At 67.6% G+C, this 17513-nt stretch carries 14 protein-coding genes; 7 read left to right on the top strand and 7 right to left on the bottom strand.

Going from position 1 to position 17513, the window contains the following annotated elements:
• The first annotated feature begins 165 nt into the window (after window positions 1-165).
• Genes ASC78_RS23150 through ASC78_RS23140 form a run of 3 tightly spaced genes read left to right on the top strand, consistent with a single transcriptional unit; the run spans window position 166 to window position 5073 of the window.
• The gene (locus tag ASC78_RS23150; protein WP_082517638.1) at window positions 166-1158 is read left to right on the top strand and encodes a Bug family tripartite tricarboxylate transporter substrate binding protein; all 993 of its coding nucleotides are present in this window, start codon (window positions 166-168) and stop codon (window positions 1156-1158) included.
• Window positions 1159-1186: 28 nt separating this feature from the next.
• Entirely contained in the window at window positions 1187-2107 is a 921-nt protein-coding gene (locus ASC78_RS23145; RefSeq protein ID WP_055806951.1) for an SDR family oxidoreductase, read from the top strand.
• Complete coding sequence (locus ASC78_RS23140; RefSeq protein ID WP_055806948.1) at window positions 2104-5073, top strand: AMP-binding protein; 2970 nt, start codon at window positions 2104-2106, stop codon at window positions 5071-5073. The genes ASC78_RS23145 and ASC78_RS23140 overlap by 4 nt, the downstream gene beginning before the upstream one ends.
• Here ASC78_RS23140 and ASC78_RS23135 read toward each other — a convergent pair.
• Together ASC78_RS23135 and ASC78_RS23130 are read right to left on the bottom strand one after the other, a co-directional pair.
• Window positions 5070-5780 carry a TetR/AcrR family transcriptional regulator gene (locus tag ASC78_RS23135; RefSeq protein WP_055806945.1) on the bottom strand — a complete coding sequence of 237 codons (711 nt, stop codon included), beginning with the start codon at window positions 5778-5780 and terminating at the stop codon, window positions 5070-5072. The two genes, ASC78_RS23140 and ASC78_RS23135, sit on opposite strands and share 4 nt — an antisense overlap.
• A 40-nt stretch (window positions 5781-5820) precedes the next feature.
• Complete coding sequence (locus ASC78_RS23130; protein WP_055806942.1) at window positions 5821-7050, bottom strand: nucleoside recognition domain-containing protein; 1230 nt, start codon at window positions 7048-7050, stop codon at window positions 5821-5823.
• Between the two features lie 73 nt (window positions 7051-7123).
• Between ASC78_RS23130 and ASC78_RS23125 the strand changes: the two genes are divergently transcribed.
• Window positions 7124-8707, top strand: coding sequence for a phospholipase D family protein (locus tag ASC78_RS23125; protein WP_055806939.1), 1584 nt, complete (start codon window positions 7124-7126; stop codon window positions 8705-8707).
• 2 nt (window positions 8708-8709) lie between these two features.
• Here the strand turns inward: ASC78_RS23125 and ASC78_RS23120 are convergent, their stop codons facing one another.
• Window positions 8710-9516 carry a metallophosphoesterase gene (locus tag ASC78_RS23120; protein WP_055806936.1) on the bottom strand — a complete coding sequence of 269 codons (807 nt, stop codon included), beginning with the start codon at window positions 9514-9516 and terminating at the stop codon, window positions 8710-8712.
• Between the two features lie 124 nt (window positions 9517-9640).
• Here ASC78_RS23120 and ASC78_RS27785 point away from each other — a divergent pair, with 124 nt between their 5' ends.
• Window positions 9641-9814: a hypothetical protein gene (locus tag ASC78_RS27785; RefSeq protein WP_200934358.1), complete on the top strand. Its 174-nt coding sequence runs from the start codon at window positions 9641-9643 to the stop codon at window positions 9812-9814.
• An 11-nt stretch (window positions 9815-9825) separates the two neighbouring features.
• On the opposite strand, the gene ASC78_RS23115 is transcribed toward ASC78_RS27785, so the two are convergent.
• Window positions 9826-10806 carry a LysR family transcriptional regulator gene (locus tag ASC78_RS23115; protein ID WP_055806933.1) on the bottom strand — a complete coding sequence of 327 codons (981 nt, stop codon included), beginning with the start codon at window positions 10804-10806 and terminating at the stop codon, window positions 9826-9828.
• A gap of 107 nt (window positions 10807-10913) precedes the next feature.
• On the opposite strand from ASC78_RS23115, the gene ASC78_RS23110 reads away from it, so the two are divergent.
• Complete coding sequence (locus ASC78_RS23110; RefSeq protein ID WP_055806931.1) at window positions 10914-11462, top strand: hypothetical protein; 549 nt, start codon at window positions 10914-10916, stop codon at window positions 11460-11462.
• 95 nt (window positions 11463-11557) lie between these two features.
• Here the strand turns inward: ASC78_RS23110 and ASC78_RS23105 are convergent, their stop codons facing one another.
• From ASC78_RS23105 to ASC78_RS23100, 3 genes are all read right to left on the bottom strand, one after another.
• Window positions 11558-13426: a phosphoenolpyruvate carboxykinase (GTP) gene (locus ASC78_RS23105; RefSeq protein ID WP_055806928.1), complete on the bottom strand. Its 1869-nt coding sequence runs from the start codon at window positions 13424-13426 to the stop codon at window positions 11558-11560.
• Between the two features lie 147 nt (window positions 13427-13573).
• Window positions 13574-13726 (bottom strand): hypothetical protein, encoded by a 153-nt coding sequence (locus ASC78_RS27780; RefSeq protein ID WP_185868078.1) that lies wholly within the window; start codon window positions 13724-13726, stop codon window positions 13574-13576.
• An 88-nt stretch (window positions 13727-13814) separates the two neighbouring features.
• On the bottom strand, window positions 13815-15038 hold the full coding sequence (locus ASC78_RS23100; protein ID WP_200934357.1) for a threonine ammonia-lyase: 1224 nt from the start codon (window positions 15036-15038) through the stop codon (window positions 13815-13817).
• Window positions 15039-15154: 116 nt separating this feature from the next.
• On the opposite strand from ASC78_RS23100, the gene ASC78_RS23095 reads away from it, so the two are divergent.
• Complete coding sequence (locus ASC78_RS23095) at window positions 15155-17482, top strand: ATP-binding protein (protein WP_055806923.1); 2328 nt, start codon at window positions 15155-15157, stop codon at window positions 17480-17482.
• The last annotated feature ends 31 nt before the right edge of the window (window positions 17483-17513 follow it).

The following is a 17513-nucleotide window of genomic DNA, read 5'->3' as shown; positions in this document are numbered from 1 at the left end:
CGCCCTGTCTTATCTTGCTGGTGATTAGATTAATTGTCGCAAGGTCTCCGCCGATACAACCTGATAAGTATAGGGAAAGCTCTCGTATTTCTTTCTTAACTTGACACTGATAAGATTAAAACGCGCCCCGCGATCGACGGGAGCGATCCAGAAACAGGAGACGACATGCTCGGACGACAACTCTCTCGGCGTCTGCTTCGGTGGGCGCCGCTCGCCGCGCTGGCGCTCTTCGGCGCTGCGGCTTCGGCCGCCGGCGCCTACCCGGACCGGCCCATCCGGCTGGTCGTTCCCTATACGGCGGGGGGCATCAGCGACGTGCTGGCGCGGACGCTGGCCGAGCGCATGCGCAAGGAGCTCGGCCAACCCGTGATCGTGGACAACAAGCCCGGCGCCAACACCGCACTGGGCGCGCGCCTCGTGGCCTCGGCCGAGCCAGACGGCTACACGGTGCTCTTTGCCACCGGCGCCACCGCGGTGCTCAACCCGCTGCTCTATCCCAAGCTGTCGTACAACCCCGAGAAGGAGCTGCTGCCGGTGGCCCGCATCGCGGTCACGCCGGTCGTGATGTTGGTGGGCAACAGCTCGCCGCATCGCACGCTGCGCGACTTCGTCGCCGACGCCAAGGCGAACCCGGGCAAGCTCAACTACGCATCCACCGGCACCGGCAGTTCGCTGCACCTGGCCGTCGAGCTGCTGCAAAACGCCACCGGCGTCTCGCTGGTGCATGTGCCCTACAACGGCAGCGCGCCGGCCCAGGCGGCATTGATGGCCGGCGACATCCAGTTCTTTGCCGATTCCACCGGCAGCGCCATGGGCCTGGTGCGCGGCGGCAAGCTGCGCCCGCTCGCGGTCACCACCCGCGAACGGCTGCCGGCCCTGCCCGATGTGCCGACAGTCGCGGAAAGCGGCTACCCCGACTACGAGGTCACCACCTGGTTCGGCCTCATGCTGCCGCGCAACGCGCCGCCCGACGTGGTGAGCCGGCTGAACGCCTCGGTGGCGCAGGCGGTGGCCGATCGCAGCTTCCGCGATCAGTTCGAGGCGCTCGGCCTGGTGGTGCCGCCGGCGCTGACGCCGGCCGAGTTCAACGCCTACATCGGCCGCGAGCGGGACCGCTGGGCGCCGCTGATCCGCGCCAAGAACATCGTCCTCGAGTAAGTCTCGCAGCCTCACTGGAAGCCATTGCATGTTCGAAGCCAACCTGCTGCGCGGCAAGCGCATCCTCGTGACCGGTGGCGGCTCCGGCCTTGGCCGCGAGATCGCCGAGCGCTACCTGCAACTGGGCGCCGAGGTCCACATCTGCGGCCGCCGCCAGCCGATGCTCGACGCCACCGCCGCCGAGCTGACCGAACGCCACGGCGGCGTGGTGCGCGCGCATGCGGTGGACATCCGCCATGCCGACGCGGTCGACGCCATGATCGAGCGCATCTGGGCCGAGCACGGTCCGCTCGACGGGCTGGTCAACAACGCAGCCGGCAACTTCGTCAGCCGCACGCAGGACGTGTCGCCGCGCGGCTTCGACGCGGTCGCCAACATCGTGCTGCACGGCACCTACTACGTCACGCATCACGTCGGGCGGCGCTGGATCGCCACCGGCCACAAGGGCTCGGTGATCTCCATCGTCGTGACCTGGGTGCGCACCGGCGCGCCGTTCGTGGTGCCCTCGGCCATGAGCAAGGCCGGTGTAGACGTGATGACCAAGTCGCTCGCCATAGAGTGGGGCCGCTACGGCATCCGGCTGAACGCCATCGCACCCGGAATCTTTCCGACCGAAGGCGCGAACAGCCGGCTCAGCCCCAAGGCCGCCTGGGAAGACGGCGCGGTGCGCAATCCGATGAACCGGCTGGGCCGCATGCCCGAGCTGCAGAACCTGGCGGTGTTCCTGATGGCCGACGGCGTCGAATGGATCACGGGCGAGACCATCGCCATCGACGGCGCGGGGCATCGGCAGAACGGCGCGTCGTTCACCGAGCTGGCCGATCTGGACGACGAAGCCTGGCGCGGCATGCGCGAGGCGATCCGCGGGCAGGACGCGCGCGACCGGGCATTGCGTGCAGCGGCTTCGGAACCGGACGGGCCGGACGCCGCGGCCAGAGGCCATTCATGAGGATCGATCAGATCGTCGACGAAGTGATCGCAGCAGGCCGCGGCGACCACCCCGCGCTGGTGCTGGAGGGCGGCCGCGCGCTCTCGTATGCGGAACTCGCCGCGCGCATCGGCGAGGCGGCAGCCGCGCTTGCCGAGGCCGGCCTCGCGCCGGGCCAGCGCATGGTGCTGGTCGGCGAGAACAGCGAGGACATGGTGGTGCTGCTGCTCGGTGCGATCCGCGCCGGCGGCTGGGCGGTGCCGCTCAATGCCCGCATGTCGGGCGGCGAGATCGATGCGATCTGCGCGCACTGCGAGCCGAGGCTGGTGTACTTCGCGGCCGGCGCCTCCGGCGAGGCGATGGCCCATGCCGACCGGCGGGGCGCCGCCGGCGTGCTTGCCTGCGCGCCGGGCGGACGCTTGCAGCGCTGCGAAGGACTTGGCACGGCAGCCGAGGTTGCGGCCGATGACGTCGCACTGATGATCTACACCTCGGGCAGCACCGGCCTACCCAAGGGCGTGATGCTGACCCATGGCAACCTCGATTTCGTCACCCGCGCCTCAATGGCGCAGCAAGTGCTGCTGCCGGACGACGTCATCTTTCATGCGCTGCCGATCTCGCATTCCTTCGGGCTGATTTCGGCGCTGCTGTGCGGGCTGCGTGCCGGCGCCACGCTGCGCCTGGTGGGCCGCTTTTCGGCCGGGCTGCTGGCCGAGGCGATCAACAGCGGCCAGGTTACGGTGTTCCAGGGCGTGCCGGCAATGTACACGCGCCTGCATGAATGGGCGCAGCAGCAGGGCCGCCCGCTTACCCCCAACCGGCTGCGCATGGCCTACATCGGCGGCTCGCTGGTCGACGCCACGCGCAAGGCGCAGACCGAGGCGCTGCTCGGCCTGCCGCTGCACCACGGCTACGGCCTGACCGAGTCGGCACCGGCGGCGACCCGCACCTTCGGCCATCCGCCGCCCGTGGACGTGACTGCTGGCTGGCCGATCCCAGGCGTGGAGGTGGTGCTTGCTGACGCGGCCGGGCGGCCGGTGGGTAACGGCGAACGCGGCGAGGTCTTCGTGCGCGGTCCCAACGTGATGAAGGGCTACTTTCGCGACCCCGTGCAGACGCGCGAGGCGGTCGATGCCGAAGGCTGGCTGCACACCGGCGACATCGGCGTCTTCAGCCCTGCAGGCGATCTCTCCATCGTGGGCCGCAGCAAGGAGATGATCATCCGCGGCGGCTTCAACGTGTACCCGGCCGAGATCGAGAAGGCGATCGCCGCCTTTCCGGAGGTCGCGCAGTGCGCGGTGGTCGGGCGCACCGTGCCGGGCGACGAGGAGATCGTCGCCTTCGTCGAGCCGCTGCAAGGCCGCAGCGTCGACACCGCGCGGCTTTGCGCCTTTCTGCGCGAGCACCTCGCGCCCTACAAGGTGCCGGCCGAAGTGCATGTGATGGCGCAACTGCCCGCCAGCCCCACCGGCAAGCTGCTCAAATCACAACTGAAGGCGCTGGCGCAGGCTGCACCGGCGCCGGTGCGGCCATCGCTCGAGCGGCTGCTTGCGCCTCGATCGGTGGCGGTGGTCGGCGCATCCGACAACCCGCACAAGGTGGGCGGCCGGCCGATTCGCTACCTGCTGGAGCAAGGCTTCGGCGGCCGCATCTATCCGGTCCATCCGCGCGCCGGCGAGGTGCAGGGTCTGCAGGCCTACGCGACGCTCGCCCAGCTGCCGGAAGTGCCCGATGCGGTGGTGCTCTGCATCGGCGCCGAGCAGGCCGAGCATCAGCTTGCCGAATGCGCGCGGCTGGGTGTCGGCCATGCACTGCTGTTTGCCTCGGGCTATGCGGAGGTCGGCGCCGAGGGACGTGTCCGGCAGGAAAGCCTGGCCGGTATCGCGCGTGCAGGCGGTGTCCGCCTGGTGGGGCCGAACAGCATCGGCGTCGCCAGCTTCGACAGCGGCGCGGTGCTCTCCTTCGCATCGATCTATAGCGACCACGCGCCGCTCGATGGTCCGGTGGCGATCGTTTCGCAAAGCGGCGCTTTCGGCGTGTCCGCCTATGCGCTGCTGCGAGAGGCCGGATGGGGCGTGCGCTGCGTGGCCGCCACCGGCAATGAGACCGACGTCGATACCGCCGACCTCGTTGATGCGCTGGCGCGGCGGCAGGGCGTGCGGCTGGTGCTGCTCTACGTCGAACACGTGCCCGATCCGGCACGCATGGCCGCGGCGCTCGATACGGCGCGCGAGCGTGGCGTGGCGGTGCTGGCCGTGCGCTCCGGGCGTTCTGCACATGGCCGGCGTTCGGCCGACCTGCACACGGGCTCGTCCGGCGCGGCGGGTGACGGGCTCGACGCCCTGTTCGAGGCGCACGGCTGCCGCACCGTGGGCGGCCTGGTCGAACTGGTCGGCGCGGTGCCGCTGTACCTCGGGCCGGCGCCCGGTGCCGGCGGCGCAGGCGGGTTGCCGCGGCTTGCGCTCGTCAGCAACTCCGGTGCGTCCTGCGTGCTCGCGGCGGACGAGGCGCAGGCCCGCGGGCTTCCGCTGGCGCCGCTGTCGACGGACGCGGAGCAGCGCCTGGCCGAGCTGCTGCCCAATTTCTCGCTCAACCGCAATCCGGTCGACCTGACGGCGATGCTGCTGGCCGAACCGGCATTGCTCGGCGCGGTGATGCAGGTGGTGCTGCAGGACAAGGCCGTGGATGCCGCCACGCTGGGTCTGCTGGCCGTCGGCGGACCGAGCTACGACCTGCCGCGTTTCGTGCGCGAATGCCGCGCCGTGGTGGACGGCGCGGGCAAGCCGCTGGCGGTCTACAGCCCGCATGCGCACGTGCGCGAGGCCTTCGCCCGCAGTGGCTTCGCCGTGTTTCCGGGCGAGGCCGAAGCCATGCAGGCTTTGCAGGCCTTCGCGATACACCGCGGCCAATCGGCCGGAGCCCGCGCGGCGCTTGCGCTCGATCTTCCGGAAGCGAGCCGCGCTCTGGCCGAAGTAGCGCCGGGCTAGGCTGCCGCGGGCTGGTGGTCCAGCCCCGCGATAAAGATCGAGAAAACGTCGTGCCCGATCTTCATCGGGTCCTTGCCGACGATGTCCCAGGCGTTCTGGCGGTCGACCATCACGGTGGCCAGGCCGTGGCAGGCGGTCCACGCAGCCAGCGCCGCGGGGCGCACGCGGGCCAGCGGCACGTTGCGGTGGCTCAGGTAGTCGCCCACGCAGGTCTCCAGGATGCCGTAGGAGCGCGTGGCGGCTTGTTCCAGGTCGGGGAACTGCAGCTTCTGCGGAATGGCCGGGCCGTACATCAACTGGAACAGCGCGGGCCGCTCGATCGAGAACTGCAGGTGCGCGAGCATCACGCTGAGCAGCCGTTCGCGCGGATCGCTGAGGCTGCGCAGCGCGCGGATGCGCTGCTCGAACATCATGCGAAAGCCCTGCGCGGCAATGGCCGCGAGGTAGCCCGACTTGCCCTCGAAGTGGTGCAGCGGCGCGGTCTGCGACACGCCCACATCGCGCGCCGCCTGGCGCAGGCTCAGCGCGGCCAGCCCCTGCGCATCGAGGATCTCGATGCCGCGCATCACCAGCGCGTCGCGCAGGTTGCCGTGGTGGTAGGTGGTGCGCTTGGCCTCCGCATCGGGCGCCGGCGCATCGGCGCCCGGTGCCGCCGCAACGGTGCGCGATCCGGCTTGCGACCTGGAGGCGGAGGAGCTTTTCTTCATAGGCCTCTGAGCTTAAACCGGCGGTTTGCGCGCGGACCGCTCAGCCGAAGAACCAGTAGCAGACCGCGATTGCCGCCACCACGCCCGCGAGTTCGGCGGCCAGTGCACAAGACACCGCGTGCCTCGTACGCTGGATGCCGACTGCGCCGAAGTACACGGCCAGCACGTAGAAGGTGGTTTCGGTGCTGCCCTGGATGGTGGCGGCCACCAGCGCGGGGAAGCTGTCCACGCCCTGGGTCTTCATGGTTTCGATCAGCATGGCACGTGCCGCGCTGCCCGAGAACGGCTTGACCAGCGCGGTCGGCATGGCGTCGACAAAACGCGAATCCCACCCGCCCGTGTCGACCAGCCAGCGCAGCCCGCCGAGCACGAAGTCGAGCGCGCCCGAGGCACGCAGCACGCCCACCGCGCACAGCATGGCGACGAGATAGGGCAGCAGGTTCTTCGCGATGTCGAAGCCTTCCTTCGCGCCCTCGATGAAGCATTCATAGACCTTGATGCGCCGGATCGCACCGGCCAGCAAGAACACGATGATCACGCCGAACAGCGCGAGGTTGCCCATGAGCGAGGAGAGCGATGCAATCGCCGCCGCCGACAAGGTGCCTAGCAGTGCCATAAAGCCGCCCAGCAGCAGCGCGCCCGGCACCAGGTAAGCCAGCACCACCGGATCCCACAGCCGCAGGCGCTGAGCCACGGCCACCGTGAGCAGGCCCACCAGCGTCGATGCGCTGGTGGCGAGCAGGATCGGCAAAAACACCATCGTCGGATCGCTCGCGCCCTGCTGCGCGCGGTACATGAAGATGGTCACCGGCAACAGCGTGAGCGACGAGGCGTTGAGTACCAGGAACAGGATCTGCGCATTGGTGGCCGTGACCGGGTCGGGGTTGAGGCGCTGCAGCTCGCGCATGGCCTTGAGGCCGATGGGCGTGGCCGCGTTGTCGAGCCCGAGCGCATTGGCCGCGAAATTCATCGTGATGAGGCCCAGCGCCGGATGCCCCGCCGGCACGCCCGGCATCAGCCGCCGAAAGAGCGGACCGAGCAGCCGCGCGAGCCAGCCGACCAGCCCCGCTGCCTCGGCGATGCGCAGGAAGCCGAGCCACAGCGTGAGCGTGCCGAACAGCAGCACCATCACCTCGACCGCGAGCCGCGCCATCGCAAAGAGGCTCTCGACGATTGCCGCAAAGACGGCCGGGTCGCCGCCCACGAGCCAGCGCCCGAGCGCGGCCAGCATCGCCATTCCGAAGAAACCCAGCCACAAGCCGTTGAGCACGCGTGTTCTTTCCCTTTTTTGTGAGCGCGATCATAGGGCTACGCCCGCGCCTGCTTCGGGCTACAGTGCGGCCATGGCAGCCTCTCCCCTGATCCGCAGGCTCGCGGCCCTGGTGTGGGCCGCCGTGGCTTCGGCATGGCTGGTGGGGTGCGCGGGACTGCCGCCGCCGCAACCGCGCACGCCGACTGCGGCCATCACCGACGTGGGCGGCACCGCGCTCGGCCAGTTGGTGCGGCCGGGCCCGCCCGATGAAGCCGCATCGCGGTCGGGCTTTCGGTTGCTGCCTGAAGCGGCCTTTGCCTTCGACGCTCGCATCTCGCTCGCACGGCACGCCGAGAAGTCGCTCGACGTGCAGTACTACCTGATCGAAAAGGACGACGTCGGCCTGCTGCTGCTGCGCGAACTGCGCGATGCGGCGGCGCGCGGCGTGCGGGTGCGCCTGCTCGTGGACGACCTCTACACGGCCGGCGAGGACGAGCTGTTCGCCACGTTCTCGGCGTTTCCGAACGTCGAAGTGCGGCTGTTCAATCCGCTGCCTTCGCGGGCCGACTCGCTCGCGCTGCGTTTGCTGCTCTCGATTGCGGATTTCGGCCGCATCAACCACCGCATGCACAACAAGTTGCTGGTGGCCGACAACAGCTTTGCCGTCTCGGGCGGCCGCAACATCGCCAACGAATACTTCATGCGCGGCACGGCGGCCAACTTCATCGACATGGACGTGCTTTCCAGCGGGCCGGTGGTGCGCCAGATGTCCGAAGGCTTCGACCGTTACTGGAACAGCGAGCATGCGTGGCCCATCGAGCGCATCGCGCCGCTGCGCATGACGGTGGAAGAGGCGCAGAAGCGCTTCGATGCCGTCGCCAGCACGGCGCAGCCCGACGTGCCGATTCGCCAGCGCGACGTGATGGACAAGTCGCCGGTGGGCGAGCAACTCACCACCGGCAAGGTCGATCTGCGCTGGGCGCCGTTCACGCTGTACGTGGACGACCCCGCAAAGATCACGCGCGCGCCCGAAGCCGCCTATGCGGGCAGCGTGAACGAGGGCGCGCTGGCCGTCATCAATTCGGGCAAGCGCGAGGTCAAGATCGCCTCGCCGTACTTCATTCCCGGCCCGCCCGGCATGGCCATGATGAAGGCGGCCATCGCGCGCGGCGGGAAGATCACCGTGGTGACCAACTCGCTGGGCGCCACCGACGAGCCGCTGGCCTATGCGGGCTATGAGCGCTATCGGGCCGACATGCTGAAGATCGGCGTCAACATCTACGAGATTGCGCCGATGCTCACCGGGCGCTCGGGGCACTTCGGCGACTTCGGCCAGTCGATCAGCCGCCTGCACGCCAAGATCGCGGTGATCGACGACCAGCGTTTTTTCATTGGCTCGATGAATCTCGATCGCCGCTCCGCCGCGGTCAACACCGAGATGGGCCTCGTCATCGACAGTCCCGAACTGGTGGCCGACTACGAAAAGCTCCTGAGCGGCCAGCGCGTGAGCCTGGGCTACCGGCTGCGGCTCGCACCCAACGGGCGCCGCGTGCAATGGCTGGAATACGACGACGCTGGCGGGGACATCGTCCACGAGGACGAGCCCGGTGAATTTCTCTGGCTGCGCTTCAAGAACTGGCTGCTGCTGCCGATCGTGGGCGAAGACCTGCTCTAGCGTCAGGGCACTTCGATCAGCAGGTTCGGGCGAAAGCCTTCCTGCTCGCCCTTGCCCTTGTAGCCGAGCGGGTTGGCCACCACGCGGCAGCCGTCCTTCACGTAGTCGAAGGGGCAGTGCAGGTGGCCGTGCAGCCACAGCCGGGCGCGGGGCAGCAGCGCATCGAGCGAATTGCAGAACCCGGCCGTGCCCGGCGTGAGGCCGTAGCGCGGATCGGCACTGGCCAGGCTGGGCGCGAAATGCGTGATGGCCACCGTGGTGCCGTCGAACGGCTCGGCCAGCGCCGCTTCGAGCCAGGCCTGGCATGCCAAGCCCTGTTCACGCATGGTGCCGGCCATGAAGGGCTGGCCATGGCGCACCGTGGCGGCTTTTTCCAGATAGAAATCGGCGGCCCGCATGGCCTTGCCGCGCTTCTTGAGCGCGTCCGCCAGTCCGTCGGTGGGCGTCACCAGCGCGTCGAAGTCGGCCCAGAGGGTGGTGCCGATGAAGCGGATGCCGTCGATGGCCGCTGTTTCCCGCTCGAGCCAGAGGATGTCGAGTTCCTTGCAGAGCGAGCGCAGGCGTTCGTGGGTCAGGTCGAAATCGGCGTTGTCGTATTCGTGGTTGCCCGGCACGTACATCACCGGCACCGGCCAGCCATTGCGGGGCGAGAAGCGGCCCAGCCCGAAGTCGGTATCGGTCAGGCGGGAGCCCTGCTGGTAGGAGCCGATGTCGCCCGCCAGCACCAGCATGTCGGCGCCGGGCGCGGGCTCGGCCTGGAACCGCGGATGGGACTCCAGGTGCAGGTCGGAGAGCAGTTGCAGCTTCATCGCGGGTCAGTCTAGAGGAATCAGCCCATGCATAAAGCGCATGAGGTGGGGCTTTCAATATTAGGGATAACCCCTATTCTTAGGACATCAACCACTCCAGCGCAGCCAAAAGCAGCGCACTGTCATGTTCAGCCTCATTGCCCAAGTGGCCCGTTTCTTCCGTTCTTCCAATGCCAGCGCCCCGGCCAGCCATGCCGCGACGCTGATGGAAACCGCCGATGTCCGTGCCGGCCTCGACGCCCACCACGCGCAGGAACTGCGCGTTGCGGCCTCCGCCTACCTGTCGGTCGTTCGCTAAAAAGCCCCCGGTCAGCCGGGCACCTTCTGCCCGAGGACCGAATCCGCGAAAGCTGCCGCGGCCGAACGCAGCAGCGACGTGCGCAGCCATTCGTGCGCGTGCCCATGCTGCGCACGCCGATGCCAGATGGCGTCGACGTGCACCATCGGCTGGTCAAAGGGCAGGTCGCGCAGCACCAGCTGGTCGTCGATGCCGGTCACGGTGACGAAATGGCGCGGCAGCACCGTCAGCAGGTCTGAGTTCGCGACCACCCTGCCCGCCGTGAAGAACTGGTTCACGGTCACGACGATGCGCCGTTCGCGTCCCAAGGCGCCCAGCGTCTGGTCGATGAAGCCGTACGGGCGCCCCGAAAAACTCACGAGCAGGTGCCGGGCCGCGCAATAGTCGTCCAGCGTGAGCGGCGCCTCCGCGAGCGGGTGCCCGCGCCGCATCACGCAGACATACTGGCCCAGATAGAGCCTCTGCGTCTCGAATGCCACCCCCACGCCCGATTGCCCGCGCGCCGCAAGGCTGGCAATCACGGCCGGAAAGTAGCCGATCGCCATGTCGACTTCCTCCTGCTCCAGCATCCGCCGCGGATCGCGAGTGGTCAGCGGCAGAACGCGCAGCGAGATAGCGGGCGCTTCCTTCTCCACGATTTGCACCAGCCCCGGAATGAGCTCGGCGGCCGTGGCGTCGGCCATGGCCAAGAGAAAGGTGGTGTCGGCCGTCGAAGCATCGAACTCGCCCGGCGCGAGCGTGTGCTGCAGCTGCCGCAGCGCATCACGCACCGTGGGCCAGAGTGCCAGCGCGCGCGGCGTGGGCTCGACGCCCGCGCCCGACCGGCTCACCAGGTCGTCGCCGAGCACTTCGCGCAGGCGGCGCAGCGCGTTGCTCACTGCGGGCTGGGTGATCGACAGGTTGCGCGCGGCGCGCGTGAGGTTGCGCTCCGCCATCACCTCGTCGAAGACGCGGAGCAGGTTGAGGTCGAAGGTGCGAAAGTTGACGTCCATCAGTGATGTGAATGATAAACATCAGAAAGATAAAGTGGATAAACACTAGGGCAAACCCTAATATCTCTACATCGGCACTCAGCCATTCATCCCCGGAGGGATTCATCATGACCAGCTTTGTCCACGTAGACCAACCCACTGTGCACCCCGGCGTCCATCGCGCCGAAGTGCTGTTCGGCCAGATCCAGGCCGCCCGCGCCGGCGCGAACGGTTCGCGTCCGCTGATTGTCCTGCTGATTGTCGCCGTGGCTTCCGCGGTGCTGGTGGTGGCCGACACGCTCGTTTCCCATTGGGACGAAGGCGCGCTGCTTGCCGCCTGGGCCGTGCTCTGCGTCGCCGCTTTCGGCATCGCCGCGCTGTTTGCCGGCTCGCTGCGCAACGCGGCCGCCAAGGTTGTCGGCGTGTTGAGTGCAGCCGCCCAGCGCCGCGCCGCCGACCGCGCCGACGAGCGCTTTCTGGCCACGGCGCACAGCGACCCGCGCGTGATGCAGGAACTGCAAGCCGCCGTCTGGCGCCAGCAGTCGGAAGGCAATGCTTCCATTGCCGACGCCGCCAAGGTCGATGCGCTGGCTCGCCAGGTCGCACGTGCCAACGACGCCCGCATGCCGACGCTCTACGAAGCCATGCGCCGCATGAACAGCTCGCGCTACTACTGATCGACCCGTTCGATTCTTCAGCCGAGTCATGAAAAAGCCGCCCACGAGGGCGGCTTTTTCGTTGCTGCGGCCCGGTGGCCGCACAAAGGTTGGCGTCAGGCCGCCAGGCGCTGCTCGATCGCTGCCTTGGTTTCCGGCAGCTCCTTCGGCAGGTGGTGCGCCAGCTGTTCGAACAGCTCGGTGTGCAGCTTCAGCTCGGCCTGCCACGCGGCCTTGTCGATGTTGGTGACGGTGGCGTACTGCTCGGCGCTGAAATCCAGGCCGGTCCAGTTCAGGTCTTCGTAGCGCGGGCTAACGCCGAAGACATGGTCCACACCCTCGGCCTTGCCTTCGATGCGGTCGATGATCCACTTGAGCACGCGCATGTTCTCGCCGTAGCCAGGCCACACGAATTTGCCGTCCGGACCCTTGCGGAACCAGTTGGTCGTGTAGATCTTCGGCTGCTTGGCGCCCGATGCTTCCAGCTTCTTGCCCAGGTCGAGCCAGTGCTGGAAGTAGTCGCTCATGTTGTAGCCCATGAAGGCCAGCATGGCGAAGGGATCGCGGCGCACCACGCCCACCTGGCCGACGATGGCGGCGGTGGTTTCCGAGCCCATGGTGGCGGCCATGTAGACGCCTTCGGTCCAGTTGCGGCCTTCGGTCACCAGCGGCACCGTGGTCGAGCGGCGGCCGCCGAAGATGAAAGCGTCGATCGGCACGCCGGCCGGGTCGTCCCAGGCCGGGTCGAGCGCCGGGTTGTTGGTGGCGGCCACGGTGAAGCGCGAGTTCGGGTGCGCGGCCTTGGCGCTGGTTTCCTTGGCGATCTGCGGCGTCCAGTCCTTGCCCTGCCAGTCGATCAGGTGCTCGGGCAGCTTCTTGCCGGGCACGTCGTCTTCCAGGCCTTCCCACCACACGTCGCCGTCATCGGTGAGCGCCACGTTGGTGAAGATCACGTCGCGGTCCAGGCTCTTGAGGCAGTTGGGGTTGGTCTTGAGGTTGGTGCCGGGGGCCACGCCGAAGTAGCCAGCCTCGGGGTTGATGGCGTACATGCGGCCATCCTTGCCGGGCTTGATCCAGGCAATGTCGTCGCCGATGGTGGTGACTTCCCAGCCGTCGAAGCCGGCGGGCGGCACCAGCATCGAGAAATTGGTCTTGCCGCAGGCCGACGGGAAGGCGGCGGCCACGTGGTACTTCTTGCCCTGCGGCGAGGTCACGCCCAGGATCAGCATGTGCTCGGCCAGCCAGCCCTCGTCGCGGCCCATGGTGGAGGCGATGCGCAGCGCGAAGCACTTCTTGCCCAGGAGCGCGTTGCCGCCGTAGCCCGAGCCATAGCTCCAGATCTCGCGCGTCTCGGGGTAGTGGACGATGTACTTGGTCTTGTTGCAGGGCCAGGACACGTCCTTCTGGCCGGGCTCGAGCGGCGCGCCCACGGTGTGCACGCAGGGCACGAACTCGCCATCGGTGCCGAGCACCTCGTACACGTCCTTGCCCATGCGGGTCATGATCTTCATGTTGACCGCCACGTAGGGGCTGTCGGAAAGCTCGATGCCGATGTGCGCGATGGGCGAGCCGAGCGGGCCCATGCTGAACGGCACCACGTACATCGTGCGGCCCTTCATGCAGCCGTCGAAGAGCGGCTGCAGCGTGGCGCGCATTTCGGCCGGGGCCATCCAGTTGTTGGTCGGGCCGGCGTCGTCCTTCTTCTGGGAGCAGATGAAGGTGCGGTCCTCGACGCGCGCCACGTCGCTCGGGTCGGATGCCGCGAGGAAGGAGTTGGGGCGCTTGGCGGGGTTGAGCTTCTTGAAGGTGCCCGCGTCGACCAGTTTCTGGCACAGGCGGTCGTACTCTTCCTGGCTTCCGTCGCACCAGTAGATGGCCTCGGGTTTGCAGAGCGCGGCCATGTCGGCCACCCAGGCCACCAGTTTTGCGTTCTTGACGTATGAGGGTGCCTGAATGGCGAGGCCCTGCATCGCGGGTGCGTTCATCGGAAATCTCCTAAGTTGAAAAATCGTCTTTCCGAACGGGACGCCGCGCCTAGGTGGGCGCGGAGGTCCGTTTGAGAAAACGTTTCGCCTTGGGGAGACTGCGTCAACGCGGGCCGCAAAACCCGCGGACGAAGACGCGAATGGCTGTCAGGCCAAATAGACAGCGATGGACGCGAGCAGCAGCATCAGCACGCCGCCGGCCAGCGGCAGCACGATCGGCATCAGGTGCACGACCGATTCGACGGCGTCTTTTTCAACGGCGGCGGCGTGATGGGGCTCGACGGGAGTGGGGTTGGACATTGATTACCTCGAATACTCAGATTCAAAAACTGGGGGGCATTTTACGGGTCGGGCCCGCCAGACCGGTCTAGGGGGTTGCCAACCCCCTTCAATGCTGCTCTTCGGCCTCGAAGCCGGCGTCGTGCAGCGCGCCCAGCACGCTGGCCAGATGGGCCCGTCCGCGGGTCTGCAGCACCAGCTCGATGTCGACGTTCTGAGCTGCCAGCATGGTAAACGCCCGCTGATGGTGGACCTCATCGACGTTAGCGCCCGCTTCCGCCACAGTGGCCGTGATTTGGGCCAACGAGCCCGGAACGTCGCGCGCGCTGACCCGCACGCGGGCCAGCCGGCCGGCCCGCACCATGCCGCGTTCGATGATCGCCGCGAGCAGCAGCGGATCGATGTTGCCGCCCGAAAGCACCAGCCCCACGCGCTTGCCCTTGAAGCGCTCCGGATGCCGGATCAGCGCCGCCAGGCCGGCCGCGCCCGCGCCTTCGACCAGGGTTTTCTCGATTTCCAGCAGCATCAGCACGCCCTGCTCGATGTCGCCTTCGTCGACCAGCAGCAGGTCGTCCACGTGTTTGGCGATGATTTCCCGCGTCAGCACCCCCGGCGTGCCGACGGCGATGCCTTCGGCGATGGTGCTCTTGCCTTGCAGGTGCTGGGTGTTCTTTACGGCATTGACCATGCCCGGAAAGCGCGTGGTCTGCACGCCGACGATCTCGATGCCGGGCCTGCGGTCGCGTGCGGCAATGGCCATGCCGGCAATCAGCCCGCCGCCGCCGACCGACACCACCAGGGTGTCGAGATCGGGCACCACGTCGAGCATTTCGAGCGCCACCGTGCCCTGGCCCGCGATGATGGCCTCATCGTCGTAGGGGTGGACGAAGGTCAGGCCTTCGCGTTCGGCCAGTTCCAGCGCATGGGCGCGCGCCGCGTCGAGCGTGTCGCCGTGCAGCACTACCTCGGCGCCAAAGCCGCGCGTGCGCTCGATCTTTACGCCGGGCGTGAAGCGCGGCATCACGATGAGCGCGCGCAGGCCGAGCCGCTGCGCGTGATAGGCCACGCCCTGGGCATGGTTGCCGGCCGACATGGCCACCACGCCCCGCGTGGTTTCCTGGCCGTCGCCTTTTGGCCCGTTCTCCGAAAGATCGACCAATTTGTTGCACGCCCCGCGTTCCTTGAACGAGGAGGTGAACTGCAGGTTTTCGAACTTCAGGAACACTTGCGCGCCCACGATTTCCGAAAGCGTGCGCGATTCGACACAGGGCGTGTTGAGCACCTGACCCTGCAGGCGCGCCGCGGCGCGCCGTATTTCTTCGATTCCGACCATGGCGGGCATTGTGGCTGGAATCGCATCATCAGGGTTTTTACCGTTCCAGCGTCTTCCCGAAGGCAAAAGTCTGCGTTATGGTCGCCCCAGGAATTCCCTCGTCTGGAGGTCGTCTGATGGTCAAGCGTGCGGGTGTCGATGTCGTGGCTGCTGCGGTGCGCGGGCAGGCCTTGCCATCGCCCGGGCTCAAGGGAGCGCCGGTGCTCGAGCTGATGTGCTCGCACTTCGTGCTCACGCTGGCCGCCAAGCAGGGACCGCGCTTCAACGTGCGCCGCGACATCAACGGCCTGCTCTCGCTGACCGGGCGCCACCTGGTGTGGCCGGCGGCGGTGCTGCATCGGCTCCGCGAGTTTCTCGGCCGCCGCTGCGCGGGCAACGAGGTCTGGAAGGGTGTGGAGAACTTCGACGGACGCACGCTGCTGGAGCGCCACGGCGTGTGGCGCGGGCCCTACGAGGAAGGCACGCTCTTCTTCTACCTGGACGAATACGCCAAGGACCAGCCCAAGGACCTGCTCTCGGTGCTGGCCGTCACGCGCGACTGGCTCACGCATGCGTTGCGCAAGCAGTCGACGCTGGTCGAGAAGAACATCGATGCGCTCGCGGGCCTCTTGCAGCTCAACAAGGCCGAGCGCGCGCTGCTGCTCTACGGCACGCTCGCGCGCTACCAGCGCGATCTGCGTTCGCTGCTGGTGGAGTTCAAGGTCAACAATGCGCCCGAGGCCTATGCGGCCATTGCCGACATTGCGGGCGTCAATGCAAGCGAGGTGGGCGAAGCATTGCGCGCGGGCTCGCGGCTGGAGCGCATCGGCCTGGTCGAGAACCTGATCTCCGAGCACAACATCACCGACCTGGCCGACCTCATGAAGGTCAGCGAAAAGCTGCCGCCGGTGCTGATGCGTGAATACCGCGACCACAACGAACTGATGGCCGTGTTCACGCGGCCCTCGGCCAAGAGCGCGCTCACCACGCAAGACTTTTCCTTTGTCGAGGAAGACGCGCAGATGCTCGTCACGCTGCTGCGCGCGGCAGTGGCGCGCAAGGAGCCGGGCGTCAACGTGCTGCTCTACGGGCCGCCCGGCACAGGCAAGACCGAACTCGCCAAGGTGGTGGCACAGGCTGCGGGGCTTGAGCTGTTCGAGGTCGAATATGCCGACCGCGACGGCAACTCGCTGAGCGGCCGCGACCGCTACCGCTCGCTGCAGATCGCGCAGGTGTTCCTCAAGGGCAGCGCGCAGGCCGCGCTGCTGTTCGACGAGGTGGAGGACGTGTTCCCGCCCATCAGCACCGAGGCCGCGCAGTTCATGGCGCGCGCCGAGCAGATTCCGGCACCCACCAGCGGCAGCGTGAGCGGCAAGGCCTGGGTCAACCAGATCCTCGAAGCCAACCCGGTGCCCACGCTGTGGGTGACCAACCGCATCGAGCAGATCGACCCGGCATTCAGGCGCCGCTTTGCCTATCACCTCGAACTCAAGTCGCCACCCCCCGGCGCGCGCGAGCAGCTGGTGAAGAAAACGCTCGAAGGCATCGTGGTGTCCGAAGCCTTCACCGCCAAGCTGGCCGAGCGCAAGGGACTCACGCCCGCGCAGATCCGCACCGCGGTGCGGTTTGCCGGCCTGGCGCAGACGGAGGACGGCGCCTCGATGGAAACGTTGATCGAACGGCAACTCAAAAACGCCGATCTCGCACTCGGCACGCTCGACACCGGCCTGGGCATGCGCCGCAGCGTGACCACCTACGACCTGGACATGCTCAACGTCGAGACCCGCTTCGAGATTCCGCGCGTCGTGGCGGCGCTCAAGGCGCGCGGCCACGGCACGCTGTGCTTCTACGGCGCGCCCGGCACCGGCAAGACCGCGCTGGCCGAGCACATCGCCAAGGCCATCGGCCGGCCGCTGATCATCAAGCAGGCCAGCGACCTCATGAGCAAGTACGTCGGCGAAACCGAGCAGAACATGGCCGCGATGTTCAAGGAGGCGGAGGCCGAAAAAGCCGTGCTGCTGCTCGACGAGGCCGACAGCTTCCTGCAGGACCGGCGCGGCGCCCAGCGCACCTACGAAGTGACCGAGGTCAACGAGATGCTGCAAGGCATGGAGCGCTTCAACGGCATCTTCGTCTGCACCACCAACCTGCTGGACCGGCTCGACCAGGCGGCGCTACGGCGCTTCACCTTCAAGATCAAGTTCATGCCGCTCACCGCGGCGCAGCGCGAGCGCATGTTCGTGACCGAGGCGCTGGCCGGCGATGCCGCGCTGCTCACCGGAGAGATCAAGGCACGCCTCGCGCAATTGCGCCAGCTGTGTCCGGGCGATTTCGCGGCCGTGAAGCGGCAGACCGACATTCTCGCGGTCGAGTTTTCGGCCGCTGAATTCCTCGATCAGCTTGAAGCCGAGCATCGCATCAAGCCAGAGGTGCGCGAATCGCGCGGCATCGGTTTCATGCAGTAGTTGGACAGGAACAGTCGTCCGCCGGCACACG

The sequence above is a fragment of the Variovorax sp. Root318D1 genome (genome assembly GCF_001424835.1).
GTDB lineage: Bacteria > Pseudomonadota > Gammaproteobacteria > Burkholderiales > Burkholderiaceae_C > Variovorax.
The sequence above is the reverse complement of the archived record's forward strand: the minus strand, read 5'-3'. Positions and strand labels throughout refer to the sequence as shown.